At 72.6% G+C, this 13343-nt stretch carries 9 protein-coding genes and 1 tRNA gene; 5 read left to right on the top strand and 5 right to left on the bottom strand.

The window, feature by feature from the left end:
* Nucleotides 1-4 precede the first annotated feature (4 nt).
* Nucleotides 5-3880, bottom strand: a complete 3876-nt coding sequence (locus tag ABZV34_RS12395; protein ID WP_356274007.1) for a Pls/PosA family non-ribosomal peptide synthetase — start codon at nt 3878-3880, stop codon at nt 5-7.
* Between the two features lie 305 nt (nt 3881-4185).
* Nucleotides 4186-4270 (bottom strand) — tRNA-Leu (locus ABZV34_RS12400).
* 187 nt (nt 4271-4457) lie between these two features.
* Here ABZV34_RS12400 and ABZV34_RS12405 point away from each other — a divergent pair.
* The 3 genes from ABZV34_RS12405 (at nt 4458) to ABZV34_RS12415 (ending at nt 7407) form a co-directional block, all read left to right on the top strand.
* Nucleotides 4458-5783 (top strand): M20/M25/M40 family metallo-hydrolase, encoded by a 1326-nt coding sequence (locus tag ABZV34_RS12405; protein ID WP_356274010.1) that lies wholly within the window; start codon nt 4458-4460, stop codon nt 5781-5783.
* Between the two features lie 144 nt (nt 5784-5927).
* Nucleotides 5928-6161 carry a chaplin ChpH gene (gene chpH / locus ABZV34_RS12410; RefSeq protein ID WP_153291494.1) on the top strand — a complete coding sequence of 78 codons (234 nt, stop codon included), beginning with the start codon at nt 5928-5930 and terminating at the stop codon, nt 6159-6161.
* Nucleotides 6162-6342: 181 nt separating this feature from the next.
* Nucleotides 6343-7407 carry a chaplin gene (locus tag ABZV34_RS12415; RefSeq protein WP_356274013.1) on the top strand — a complete coding sequence of 355 codons (1065 nt, stop codon included), beginning with the start codon at nt 6343-6345 and terminating at the stop codon, nt 7405-7407.
* Between the two features lie 152 nt (nt 7408-7559).
* Here the strand turns inward: ABZV34_RS12415 and ABZV34_RS12420 are convergent, their stop codons facing one another.
* The gene (locus tag ABZV34_RS12420) at nt 7560-7748 is read right to left on the bottom strand and encodes a DUF5703 family protein (RefSeq protein WP_005319466.1); all 189 of its coding nucleotides are present in this window, start codon (nt 7746-7748) and stop codon (nt 7560-7562) included.
* A gap of 47 nt (nt 7749-7795) precedes the next feature.
* Here ABZV34_RS12420 and ABZV34_RS12425 point away from each other — a divergent pair, with 47 nt between their 5' ends.
* The gene (locus tag ABZV34_RS12425) at nt 7796-8500 is read left to right on the top strand and encodes a hypothetical protein (RefSeq protein ID WP_356274016.1); all 705 of its coding nucleotides are present in this window, start codon (nt 7796-7798) and stop codon (nt 8498-8500) included.
* Nucleotides 8501-8657: 157 nt separating this feature from the next.
* On the opposite strand, the gene ABZV34_RS12430 is transcribed toward ABZV34_RS12425, so the two are convergent.
* Nucleotides 8658-10937 carry a helix-hairpin-helix domain-containing protein gene (locus tag ABZV34_RS12430; RefSeq protein ID WP_356274019.1) on the bottom strand — a complete coding sequence of 760 codons (2280 nt, stop codon included), beginning with the start codon at nt 10935-10937 and terminating at the stop codon, nt 8658-8660.
* Entirely contained in the window at nt 10934-11917 is a 984-nt protein-coding gene (locus ABZV34_RS12435) for an aldo/keto reductase (protein WP_356274022.1), read from the bottom strand. Before ABZV34_RS12435 ends, ABZV34_RS12430 begins: the two co-directional genes overlap by 4 nt.
* Nucleotides 11918-12068: 151 nt before the next feature.
* Here ABZV34_RS12435 and ABZV34_RS12440 point away from each other — a divergent pair, with 151 nt between their 5' ends.
* Entirely contained in the window at nt 12069-13124 is a 1056-nt protein-coding gene (locus ABZV34_RS12440) for an LLM class F420-dependent oxidoreductase (protein ID WP_356274025.1), read from the top strand.
* Nucleotides 13125-13343: the final 219 nt, after the last annotated feature.

The raw sequence follows: 13343 nt of genomic DNA on the forward strand, positions 1-13343 counted from the left end.
GCGCCTAGGAACGCCATGCCTCGATCGGGTTGCCCAGCCAGCGGGTGTCGTCGGGAACGGATTCCGCCGCCATGACGAGCGACGCGGGTCCCAGTGTGCTGCGCGCCCCGACTGTGCTGCCGGGAAGGACGATTCCGCCCGGGCCCAGGGTGGCGCCCTCACGGAGGACCACATTATCCGTCCGCAAGATCCGGTCGTGGAAGAGGTGGGTCTGCAGTACACAGCCGCGGTTGACCGTGGAGGCGTCCCCCAGGGTCACGAGATCCGTCTCGGGCAGCCAGTAGCTCTCGATCCAGGTGCCCTTGCCGATCCGGGCGCCCAGGCCGCGCAGCCACGCCGTCATCAACGGCGTACCGGGCACGGATCCGGCCAGCCACGGCACGGCCACCACCTCGACGAACGTGTCCGCCAGCTCGTTGCGCCACACGAACCCGCTCCACAGCGGGTGCTCGCCGGCCCGGTGACGGCCCACCAGCAGCCACTTCGCGGCGATGGACAGGACCGCGGCGGCGGCGCCCGCGACCAGCAGCACCACTCCGCTCAGCGCCCAGGCCCATGCCCCCAGCGCGCTGAGCGCGGCGAGGGTGAGCACGGCCAGCGCGGCCGAGCAGAACACCGGCACGATCCTGCACAGCTCCACCAGACCGCGGGCCCACAGCAGCCGCGCGGGCGGCTCGTAGGTACGGCTCTGGTCGCCGTCCTGCGTCGCGCGCGGCAGCTTCACCGGCGGCAGTCCCAGGTAGGAGCTGCCCTTCTTGGCCTTCTTCGGGGTCGCGGAGAGCACGCCGACCAGACCGCCGTCCGGCACGCTGCGGCCCGGCGCGGTCATCCCGGAGTTGCCGAGGAACGCGCGGCGCCCGATCTCGGCCCGTCCGATGCGCATCCAGCCGCCGCCCAGTTCGTACGGAGCGGTGAGGGTGTCGTCCGCGAGGAAGGCGCCCTCGCCGACCGTGGTCAGGCTCGGCAGCGCCAGCACGGTGGAGACCTCGGCGCCCCGGCCGATCTTCATCCCGAGCAGCCGCAGCCACACCGGTGTGATCAGTCCGGCGTACAGCGGGAACAGCGTCTCCCGGGACCGGTCCATCAGCTGGGTGACCGTCCAGGTCTGCCAGCCGACCCTGCTGTGCGTCGGATACGTGCCCTCGCGCAGCCCGAGGCTGAGCAGCCGTACGCCGACCAGGATCAGCAGCGCGTACGTGAGCCCGAAGGCGAGTGTGGCCGGCACCAGCGCCACCGCGGCGCCCCGCAGGGCCTCGCCGAGACCGGCGTCCGGTGTCACGAACCGGCTCGCCACGAGGAGCGCGGCCAGCCCGCCGAGCAGCGGCAGCGCGGTCAGCGCGAAACCCGTCGCGCCGTACATCGCGCGCCAGTACGTGCCCCGGCGCGGGCGCTCCTTGGGCCAGGCGCGCTTCGCCTTCCCGAGCTTCACGGCGGGCGCTCCGGCCCAGCGCTGCCCGGTGGGGACCTGTCCGACGACGGCCGAGCCGGGAGCCACCTCGGCCCGCTTGCCGACGCGTGCCCCCGGGAAGAGGATGCTGCGGGTGCCGACGACGGCGTGCGCGCCCACCTTCACCGAGCCGATCTCCAGGCGGTCACCGTCCAGCCAGTGCCCCGACAGGTCCACCTCGGACTCGACGGCGGCACCCCGGCCCAGCTTGAGCAGGCCGGTCACCGGCGGCAGGGAGTGCAGATCCACGTCCGGACCGACCTTGGCGCCGAGGGCGCGGGCGTACCGCTCCAGCCAGGAACCCGTCAGCGAGGTCGCGCCGCTGAACTCGGCCAGCCGCTCGGCCGTCCACAGCCGCAGGTGCACACGGCCGCCGCGCGGATGGCGGCCGGGCTTGACGCCGCGCATCAGCAGCCGGGCCCCGCCCGCCGCGAGGGCGAGCCGCCCCGGCGGGCTGAACAGGACGAGGGCCCCGGCGCCGACGAGCCACCACGAGGTGCTCGGCGCCCAGGGATAGGGGCCGAACCAGTGCAGCACGTTCCCGAGTGCGGCCAGCGCCACGGTCCAGCGCAGCCCGAGCAGTGCGAAGAGCGGGACGAGCACGAGCAGCTGGACGACCTTGGCCCGCAGCGGAACGGGCGCGATGACGCGCTCGGCGCCGTCGTCCTGCGCGGACTTCTCCAGGTGCCGGGCCAGCTTGCGCAGCACGGGCTGCTGGTAGATGTCGAGCACGGCGGCGCTGGGGTGGCGGGTGCGCAGCCGGGTGGTGAGCTGGGCGGCGGCGAGACTGCTGCCGCCGATCGCGAAGAAGTCGTCCGAGGCGCTGCCCACGGGGATACCGAGGACCTCGCTCCACTGCTCGGCGAGCCAGGCCTCGGTGCCGTAGAGCTGTTCCTTCGTCCCGCCGGTCTGCAGGCCCTCCAGCGGCCAGGGCAGCGCGGCGCGGTCGACCTTGCCGGACGTCCGGGTCGGCAGGTCCCCGACCGGGGCGAGCAGTGGGACGAGGGCGGCCGGCAGCGCGGCGCGCAGCTTCTCGACGGCGCTCGCCTGGTCCCAGCCGTCCTGGGTGACGACATAGCCGACGAGGAGCTGGTTGCCGCCGCGCGCGGTGCGGACGGCGGCCGCGGCTCCGGCGACGCCGGGCAGCGCCTGCAGGGCCGCGTCCACCTCACCCAGCTCGATCCGGCGGCCGCCGAGCTTGATCTGCTCGTCGGCCCGCCCGAGGAAGACCAGTCCTTCGGGTTCGGCCTTGACCAGGTCACCGCTCCGGTAGGCCCGCTGCCAGCCGAGCGACTTCAGCGGCGCGTACTTCTCCGCGTCCTTCTCGGCGTCGAGATACCGGGCGAGACCGACCCCGCCGATCACGAGCTGGCCGCTGTCGCCCATCGCGACCGGCTCGCCGGCCTCGTCGACGACGGCGAGCTCCCAGCCGTTCAGGGGCAGGCCGATCCGGATGGGCTCCGCACCGGTCATGAGGGAGGCGCAGGCGACGACGGTGGCCTCGGTGGGTCCGTAGGTGTTCCACACCTCACGGCCCTCGGTCACCAGACGCTGCACCAGCTCGGGCGGGCAGGCCTCACCGCCGAAGATCAGCAGCCGGACCTCGTTGAGGGTCTCCGGCTCCCAGAGGGCGGCCAGGGTGGGCACGGTGGAGACGACGGTGATCTCCTGCTCGACCAGCCAGGGCCCCAGGTCGGCGCCGCTGCGGACCTGGGAGCGCGGCACCGGTACCAGGCAGGCCCCGTACCGCCAGGCCAGCCACATCTCCTCGCAGGAGGCGTCGAAGGCGACGGAGAGGCCCGCCATGACCCGGTCGCCGGGTCCGATCGGGTCCTCGGCGAGGAAGAGGTCCGCCTCGGCGTCGACGAAGGCGGCGGCGCTGCGGTGACTGACGGCCACGCCCTTGGGGCGGCCGGTGGAGCCCGAGGTGAAGATGATCCACGCGTCGTGATCGACTCCGGGCCGCGCGGCGGGAACCTCGCAGACGCCGTTGACGGTCAGCCGGTGCCCGGCCCCCACGACCGCCCGCACCCCGGCTTCGCCGAAGACCAGCTCGGCCCGCTCGTCGGGGTCCTCGGCGTCCACCGGCACATAGGCCGCGCCGGCCGCCAGGACGGCGAGGACGGCGACGTAGAGGTCGTTGGTGCCCGAGGGGACGCGGACGCCGACGCGGTCGCCGAGGCCCACCCCGGCGTCGCTCAGCCGGGTGCGCAGGGTCTCGACCTCGACGGACAGGGCGCGGTAGGTGAGGCTGCGGTGGCCGTCGTCGAGGGCGGGCTCGTCGGGGTACGCCCGGACGGAGGCGTCGAGGATGTCGATCAGGGTGCGGGGAGAGGCGGCGGAGGAGGCGGAGAAGCGCGCGGGGTCGCCGAACTCCGCGCGCACCTCCTCGTCGAACAGTGCGAAAGCGGGGCCTTGCTCGAGGGCTGCCATCAGGTCCTCACGAGTTGTTCCCGGAGCGTCCGGGGCGCTGGTGGGCCCGCAGGTATGCCTGGGGATATTCCGGTCCAGCTCCAAACAAGCGTGGAATTTTAGTACGACGCTAGCCCCGTGCCTGGTCATCAGCCATGCGAAGGGGCCGCCCGAGGCATCGGAACCGATCATTCCGCTGTGCGGACGAGGCTCTGACGTGGGATTATGTCAGCTTGACGAGATCTGCCCCACATCCGTCCGTGACGCCGTGGACACAACGAGCGAGGGCCACGACCTGATGGTCGCGGCCCTCGCTCATCACTGTGTGTCCGAGGGGGGACTTGAACCCCCACGCCCGATAAAGGGCACTAGCACCTCAAGCTAGCGCGTCTGCCATTCCGCCACCCGGACAAGGTGTCTGTCGCGCGGGGTTTCCCTCGCGGCGACAGAGGAAACATTACCAGGCTTTCGAGGGCCTCCGATCACGCCCCGTCGCCGCGTGAACGGCGCGTGACGGGCCGGGTCCGGCCTTGGGCCGGGCGGGGGGTGGGGGAGAGGATGAGGGGGACCACCAGCAGTGACAGTGGGAGGAAGCAGCGTGAGCGAGTCCAACACGACCAGGAGCGTCTCCGGCGAGGACGAGGTCGTGGACCTCTGTCGCGACCTCATCCGGATCGACACCAGCAACTACGGCGACCACTCCGGGCCGGGTGAGCGCAAGGCCGCGGAGTACGTGGCCGAGAAGCTCGCCGAGGTCGGACTCGAACCGCAGATCTTCGAGTCCCACCAGGGCCGCGCCTCCACGGTGGCCCGTATCGAGGGCGAGGACCCCTCGCGCCCGGCGCTGCTCATCCACGGGCACACGGACGTCGTGCCGGCCAACGCGGCGGACTGGACCCACCACCCGTTCTCCGGCGAGATCGCGGACGGGATGGTCTGGGGCCGCGGCGCGGTCGACATGAAGGACATGGACGCCATGACGCTGGCGGTCGTACGGGACCGGCTGCGCACCGGCCGCAAGCCGCCCCGTGACATCGTCCTCGCCTTCCTGGCGGACGAGGAGGCCGGCGGCACCTGGGGCGCCCGGCACCTGGTCGACAAGCACCCGGACCTCTTCGAGGGCGTCACGGAGGCGATCGGCGAGGTCGGCGGGTTCTCCTTCACGGTCAACGAGAAGCTGCGGCTGTATCTCGTCGAGACCGCGCAGAAGGGCATGCACTGGATGAAGCTGACCGTGGACGGCACCGCCGGGCACGGTTCGATGATCCACCGGGACAACGCCATCACCGAGCTGTCCGAGGCCGTCGGCCGGCTGGGCCGGCACACGTTCCCGGTGCGGGTGACCAAGACCCTGCGGCACTTCCTCGACGAGCTCGGCGACGCGCTCGGCACCGAGCTCGACCCGGAGAACATGGACGAGACGCTGGCCAGGCTCGGCGGCATCGCCAAGCTCATCGGCGCCTCGCTGCAGAACACCGCCAACCCGACCCAGCTGGGCGCCGGTTACAAGGTCAACGTGATCCCCGGGCAGGCGACCGCCCACATCGACGGGCGCTATCTGCCGGGGTACGAGGAGGAGTTCCTCGCCGATCTGGACCGGATCCTCGGCCCGCGGGTCAGGCGTGAGGACGTCCACGCGGACAAGGCCCTGGAGACCACCTTCGACGGAGCGCTGGTCGACGCCATGCAGACCGCGCTGTCCGCCGAGGACCCGATCGCCCGCGCCGTCCCGTACATGCTCTCGGCCGGCACCGACGCGAAGTCCTTCGCCGACCTCGGGATCCGCTGCTTCGGCTTCGCCCCGCTGAAACTGCCGCCGGAACTGGACTTCGCGGGCATGTTCCACGGGGTCGACGAGCGGGTGCCGGTGGACGCGCTGCGGTTCGGCGTGCGGGTTCTCGACCGGTTCATCGAGGCGTCCTGACGTGTTGACGCCCGCAATCGACCGTGCGTACGGAGGCCGCCCGGGACGAGTGAATCCGACGATAAGCTCGTAGCTCCATTACTCCTTCCTCGTTACAGGTGATGCGGTCCGAAGCTGGGATCGCATTGCCAACAAGGAGGAATAATGATCAAGAAGGTCGTCGCCGCTGCGGCTGCCACTGGTGGTCTGGTTCTCGCGGGTGCGGGCCTGGCCGTCGCCGACTCGGGTGCTCAGGGTGCCGCCGTGCACTCCCCGGGCGTCGTTTCCGGCAACGTCATTCAGGTGCCCGTTCACATCCCGGTGAACGTCTGCGGCAACACGGTCTCCGTGATCGGGCTGCTGAACCCCGCCTTCGGCAACACCTGCATCAACCACTGACGTTGTGCCCCACCCCTTGGGGTCCGGCTCCGCCGGGGTCCGACTCCACGAGGGGCTGAGCGGTCGGCCCCGGAGCGCGCGCCATGCGCTCCGGGGCCGACCGGCTTCGGCGCACGCGCCAGTAGGGGTGCGCGCGCTTTCCGGATGGTCCAAGCCGAGGGCTAAGGCAGGGAAAACAGCTATGCGACAGGTCACCCGCAAGGGCCTGATGACCGTGGCGGCCGCGACCGGCGTGATCGCCGCGACCGGGGGCTACGCGCACGCCGACTCGGGTGCGAGCGGCTTCACTTCCAACTCACCCGGCGTGCTGTCGGGCAACACGGTGCAGGCGCCGGTGCACGTGCCGGTCAATGCCTGCGGAAACACCGTGAACGTCGTCGGGTTGCTGAACCCGGCGATGGGCAACACGTGTGTCAACCAGGGCGGCGGTGCGTCGTCCTCCGGAGGTCACGGAGGCGGCTACGGCGGCGGTCACGGGGGTGGTTACGGCGGCGGTCACGGTGGTGGCGCGCACGCCGGCGGCCACGCCGTCGGCTCCCCGGGGGTCGGCTCCGGCAACCACATCCAGGTACCGGTCGACGTGCCGGTCAACGCCTGCGGCAACAGCGTGAACGTGATCGGAATCGGAAACGGGGCGCTGGGCAACGCGTGCGGGAACGGTACCGGCGGACACGGAGGCGGCCACCAGACACCTCCGGGGCACCCCGGCCACCCGGGATATCCGGGTCAGCCTGGGCACCCCGGCCACCCCGGCCAGCCTGGGCAGCCTGGGCACCCCGGCCAGCCTGGACATCCCGGCCACCCGGGGCACCCCGGACATCCCGGTGAACCTGGGCACCCTTGTCCTCCCGGCCACCACCACCCCGGGTACCCGGGTGAGCCTGGTCACCCTGGTCACCCTGGTCACCCCGGACATCCGGGCCACCCCGGTCAGCCTGGGCACCCGGGACATCCGGGTGAGCCTGGTCACCCGGGGCACCCCGGTCACCCCGGTGAGCCGGGGAATCCGGGTCAGCCTGGAACTCCTGGTACCCCGGGTCAGCCCGGAACTCCCGGGACCCCGGGTCAGCCCGTGACGCCGGCGCACCCCGCTCACCCGGGGACGCAGTCCGTCTCCCAGCCGCACAGCGCCGCACAGCTCGCCCACACCGGCAGTGAGCTGCCGCTCGGCGCGGTGATCCCGGCGGGCGCGGGCGCCCTCCTGGCAGGTGCGGTGCTCTACCGCCGGGCGCGCGCGAGCGCGTAACCGGCACGACGGGCAGGCCGGGGGACAGGGACGCGCACGGCCGCGCGGGCACTGGCAGATGTGCCGTCGCGGTACCCGCGTGTCCCCCGGTGGCGCCGGAACGGAGCGGGCCCCGCACTGGGCGGGGCCCGCTCCGTTTCAGTCGCTTCCACTCACCACGTGGCACGCACCTGGCGGATGATCCGCCGGCGCAACCGCACCCTGCGGCTGCCGTCGCGATGCAGGCTGAGGCGGTCCAACTCCCAGTGTCCGTACTCCGCATGGTCCGTCAGCAGACGTGTGGCCTCCTTGCGGGAAACCCCGCGCGGTACGTACACGTCGACAAATTCGTATTCCGGCATCGCATCTATTGTGCGGGCAGAGCCCGTGTACGGATAGCGTCTGCACTATGTCTGATGCTGTGCAGCCCACCGCTGCCGAGGTACGCGCCGCCGCCGAGGCTGTCAAGACCGCACTCGACCGCCACCTGGCCGCGGTCGAGCGCAGGTCGGGCGACGACGACCCGGCCGTCTACGAGGCGTTCAACGAGCTGGCCGCCGCGGCCGAGGAGTACGACGAGCTGCTCTACGACCGCTACGACGAGGTCACCCCCTTCGAGATCCCCGCGGGCGACGACACACTGCCGCCGTACACGGGCCCCGAGGAGCCGAACGCCCTCAGCGTCCTGATCCGTCGGGACTACGCGGTGGTGGAGCCCCAGCGACTTCTGGCACAGGCCCAGCGGGTGGAGGCGGTGGAGGAGGACGGCGCCACCGCTGCCGCGGGCTTCGACGCGGCGTCCGGCACGGTCCACGGGGCGCTCGGTGTCCTGTTCGGCGAGTTCGAACCGGACGAGATCGCCTCCCGGCACAAGGAGTTCGGTCTGGAGGAGGGCGACTCCACGCTCTGGGTCACGGCCGCGGACGCCCCGGCCGACCCCGGCGAGTGGCTGGAGACCCCCTTCGAGGCGATCGACCCCCAGCGCGTCGTCTGCCGTTTCGACGTCAGCGCGGTCTTCGACGACGAGTCGGACGACGACGAAGAGGACGACCTCGACACGGACTCCGAACTGGACGAGGACGGAGATCTGGAGCCCCAGGACGCCGATCGCTGAGCCCGGCGCGAGGAGGTGGCGGTCACCGGAGTCCGGTGACCGCCACCTCTTTTGTGAGGCCGTCCGTGAGGCGTCTTGCCTGTGAGGCCCGCTTGCGAGGCGCCCCCCCGTGAGGAGGCCCGTCTGCGAGGCTCGCCCGGAGACCTGCCCGTGAGGCTCAGCTCGCGGTCGGGACCTGTGCCTTGAGCAGGGCCGGCAGGCGCGTGGTGCGGGACTTCTGCGGGACCTCGGCCACGGCCCGCTGCAGCGCCTGCTCCACCCCGTGGACCACGGACAGATGGCGCTCGGCGCGGCCGAAGGCGGTGTAGACCCACGGTCTGGTCAGGGCGGCCGCGGCGTCGCCCGGGAGCACCACGACCGCGGCGGGCCAGCGCAGGCCGACCGCCTGGTGCGCGGTGAGCGCCCACCCGAGCCGAACGGACTGCTCCACCCGCTCCTTCGGTACGACGACGGGGGCACCCGAGCAGTCCAGGTGCAGTCCGTCGGCGTCGGCCTTCACCACATGACCCGGCATCGTCCGGCCCGGCGCGGGGGAGTAGGCGATCCGGTCACCCGGGTCGAAGCCCCCGAAGCGGCCGGGGCCCGGATTCAGCCGTTCCTTGAGCGCGGTGTTGAGCGCGCGCGTGCCCACCGCGCCGCCGTGCCCCGGAGTGATCACCTGCGTCTGCTCGGCCGGGATGCCGATCGCGCGCGGCACCGAGTCCGCGACCAGCTGCACGGTGCGGAGCACCGCCTCACCGGCGTCGCGCACCGGGACGATCACGACCTCCTTGCCGGGCGCCTCCACCTGGTTCAGCTCGCCGATCCCGACTCCGGAGACCAGCTCCCCGACGGGTCCCGGGTCCGGCGTCCGCGAGGCGATCTGCGGGCACACGCGGGCGGCGAGCAGGTCCGCGAAGACCCTGCCGGGCCCCGCGGACCACAGCACCCCCGGGTCTCCGCTCAGCACCAGCCGTGCGCCGTCCGGCAGCGACTCGGCGAGCACGGCCGCCGTCTCCACGTCGAGCTGGGGCGCGTCGAGGACGACGAGGAGGTCGAGGTCCAGGGCGCCGTCCGCGTCCCGGCCAGGGCCCTCTGCGCCGGACAGCAGATCCGCGACGGTGACGACGGCGGTGTCCATAACGCCCTCGGGTCCGTCCGGCAGGTCGTGCCCGGCCGGCCCGGAGGGGCGGAGGTCACGGCCGCCGGCGGTGTGGGTGGCGGCCCAGGCGCGCAGGCCGAGACCGCGCGCGGCGTGCAGCAGGGCCGCCGCCTCGGCCCGGGAGGCGTCGCCGCCGGTGTGCAGGACCAGGCCGTGGCCGGCGACCGTGCGGATCAGTTCGGCGGCGGAGCGGCCGGCGGAGGCGGCGGCCTGCTCCCAGCCGGCCGCCGCCCCCTCGTCCTTCGGCACGGAGTTCATCACCCGGGCCAGTCCGTCGGCGAGACTCTCCTCGGCCAGTGCGTACCGTTCCAGGCCCACGAGGACACGCACCGGGCGCTCCTCGCCTTCTTCGGCGCTCTCCTCGGCGTCGTCCCGCGCGGGGGCCGCCACGGGGGCCGCCGTCTCCAGCGCGTCCTGGAAGACCAGCGCCTCGCCCTCGGCGAGGGCGCTCTGCACGGCCTCGTCGGGGTCCGGGACGGCGCGCTGGGCGAGCGCGGTGGTGAGCGCCGGAGCGTCGAGGGCGGTGTGCCCGGCGAGCGCCGCCTGTTCGAGGAGCCACACGATGAGGGCGCGGCCGCGCCGCTCGTCGTCCGGACCGCATTCCGCGCCGAGCAGCGCACGGGCGAACCCGTCGGCCTGCTCCGGCCGTACCCCGGCGACCCGCAGCAACTGCCAGGGGTCCTCGCGCAGCTGTCCGTCCGCGCCCTCGCCCAGGGCGGCGACGACCTGCGGTGCGAGCCCGTCGGGAGCGCCGCCGCCGGTCAGGACGGCGCGAACGGCCTCGACGGTCCGCGGGGCGGGAGCAGGCGCGGACGCGGCCGGGGCGGACACCGGTCGCGGGTGTCGCGCGGGCTCCGGCGCGGTGCCGCGCGGGGCCTGCTCGGGCTCGCGGAAGGAGGTGGCCACGGGCTTCTCGCCGCTCTCCACGGCCCGTACCGCCGCCAGCAGCTCGGCGGCCGTCCCGCTGAGCCCGGCACCGGCGGCGATCGGCCCCCGCTTCTCGGCCTTCCGCCGCTCGATCCGCTCCCGCTCCAGCCGCTGAGCCGCCAACTCGGCCTCGGCCTCGGACAGTTGGGCGGCCTTCTCGGTCCCGGCTCCGGGGCCCCCGGTCCCCTCGGTCAGTACCTCGGCACTCCCGGGCTCGCCCTCGACGTCCCCTTCCGCGTCCCCGTCCGCGCTGGTGGAGGACGCCTCACCGGTCCCGGTCGCCTCACCGGCCCCAGGGGCGTCGCCCTCCGCCGCGGCGCCCAGGGCCCCCGGCTCCGCTTCCTCCGTGGTCTCGGGCTCCGTGCTCACAGCGTGCTCCAGTCGTGATCGGGATAGTGGTGCACCGGTGCCGACACATCGTCGAGCGCCCGGCGGATCTCGTCAGGAAGACTAAGGGCCTCCACTGACAAAGCGCCCATGAGCTGCTGCGCGTTGCGCGCGCCGACGACCGGGGCGGCGACTCCGGGCCGGTCGCGGATCCAGGCGAGCGCGACGTGGAGCGGCGTGACCGCGAGGCCGTCCGCGGCGGTCGTCACCGCGTCCACGATGCTGCTCGCCGTGTCGTCCAGGTACGGCGCGACGAAGGGCGCGAGATGCTCCGAGCCGCCCCGGGAGTCGGACGGCGTACCGCCCCGGTACTTCCCGGTGAGCACGCCCCGGCCGAGCGGGGAGGAGGGCAGCAGCCCGACGCCGAGGTCGAGGGCCGCGGGCAGCACCTCCCGTTCGACGCCGCGCTGGAGCAGGGAGTACTCCATCTGCGTACTGGCCAGCCGGGTCCGTGTCCCGGGCGCGGCGAGCTGCCAGGTCGCCGCCTTGGCCAGCTGCCAGCCGCAGAAGTTCGACACGCCCGCGTACCGGGCGCGTCCGCTGCTGACCGCGAGGTCGAGTGCCTGGAGGGTCTCGTCCAGCGGGGTGCCGGGGTCGAAGGCGTGCACGTGCCACAGGTCCACGTAGTCGGTGCCCAGACGCTGGAGCGAGGCGTCGAGTGCCGACAGGAGGTGTCCGCGCGAGCCGTCGAACCGCCGGTCCGGGTCGGGGACGCTGCCCGCCTTGGTGGAGATGACCAGGTCGCGGCGCGGCACCAGCCCTTCTATGAGTTGTCCGAGCACGTACTCGGCCTCTCCGTCGCCGTACACGTCCGCGGTGTCGACGAGGTTCCCGCCCGCTTCCCAGAACACCTTCAACAGCTCCGCGGCGTCATGCTCGTCGGTGTCCCGGCCCCAGGTGAGGGTGCCGAGTCCGATCCGGGACACGCGAAGGCCGGTACGGCCGAGATGCCTCTGCTCCATGGACGCCGAGATTACTGGCCAGAACTCACCTCGTGGTGGCCCTGTGGACAACCTGGATGATCAGAGCCGGAACCGGTTCCTGCCAGGATGCCCGTCCGCGCGCTAGGGTCTCCGGCACAAGGGACGTTACTGATCGGTAAGGGGATCGGCCATGCAGCTCGGGATCAACCTCGGCTACTGGGGTGCCGGAATGGACGCGGACAATCTGGCCGTCGCCCAGGAGGCGGACCGGCTCGGGTACGCCGTCTGCTGGGCCGCCGAGGCCTATGGCTCCGACGCGGCGACCGTGCTCAGCTGGGTCGCCGCACAGACCGAGCGCATCGACGTCGGCTCGGCCATCTTCCAGATCCCGGCCCGCCAGCCGGCGATGACCGCGATGACCGCCGCCACCCTCGACTCGCTCTCCGGCGGCCGCTTCCGCCTCGGCCTCGGCGTGTCCGGGCCGCAGGTCTCGGAGGGCTGGTACGGCGTCAAGTTCGACAAGCCGCTGGCCCGGACCCGCGAGTACGTGGAGATCGTACGGAAGGCGATGACCCGGGAGCGGCTCTCGTACGAGGGGGAGCACTGGACGCTGCCGCTGCCGGGCGGCCCGGGCAAGCCGATCAAGCTGACGGTGCACCCCGAGCGCGAGCACATCCCGCTGTACGTCGCCGCGATCGGCCCGAAGAACCTGGAGCAGACCGGTGAGATCGCCGACGGCGCGCTGCTGATCTTCCCCTCGGCCGAGCACCTGGAGGACACCGCGATCACGTACCTGCGCGCGGGCCGGGAGAAGGCCGGCCTGACGATGGAGGGCTTCGACGTCTGCCCGACGCTGCCGCTCTCCGTCGGCGCCGACAAGGACGTGACGGCGCTCGCCGACATGTTCCGCCCCTACACCGCGCTGTACGTCGGCGGGATGGGCAGCCGCAAGCAGAACTTCTACAACCAGCTCGCCCAGCGCATGGGGTACGAGAAGGAGGCCGCCGAGATCCAGGACAAGTACCTGTCCGGCGACAAGGAGGGCGCCGCGGCCGCCGTCCCGCACGCGCTGATCGACCAGACCACGCTGCTCGGTTCCGTCGACCGCATCGCCGACCGCATGCGGGCGTACGCGGCGGCCGGCGTCACCACGCTCACGCTGGCGCCCGCGGGCTTCACGCTGGACGATCGCCTCGCCTCGCTGCGCGCCGGCACCGACGCCCTGGAGCGGGCCGGTCTGGCGTAACGCGACGGAGCGATTCGACGAACGCCGACAAATTTCGAGAAACCGCGACAAGCACTCGACAAGCCTCGGCACCCTCGAAAATCTTCGAGAGATGTCTACAAGTATCGGCGAACGTCGAAGAGCCTCGATGCATCTCGGTACCTGTCGGATACCCGACGTGCTCCGACAGAGGAGTTCTGCGGCCGTGGTGGGGGCTCGGGGGTCTTCCCCGCCACGGCC

It is taken from the genome of Streptomyces sp. NPDC005195, from assembly GCF_040608315.1.
Taxonomy (GTDB): domain Bacteria; phylum Actinomycetota; class Actinomycetes; order Streptomycetales; family Streptomycetaceae; genus Streptomyces; species Streptomyces kaempferi.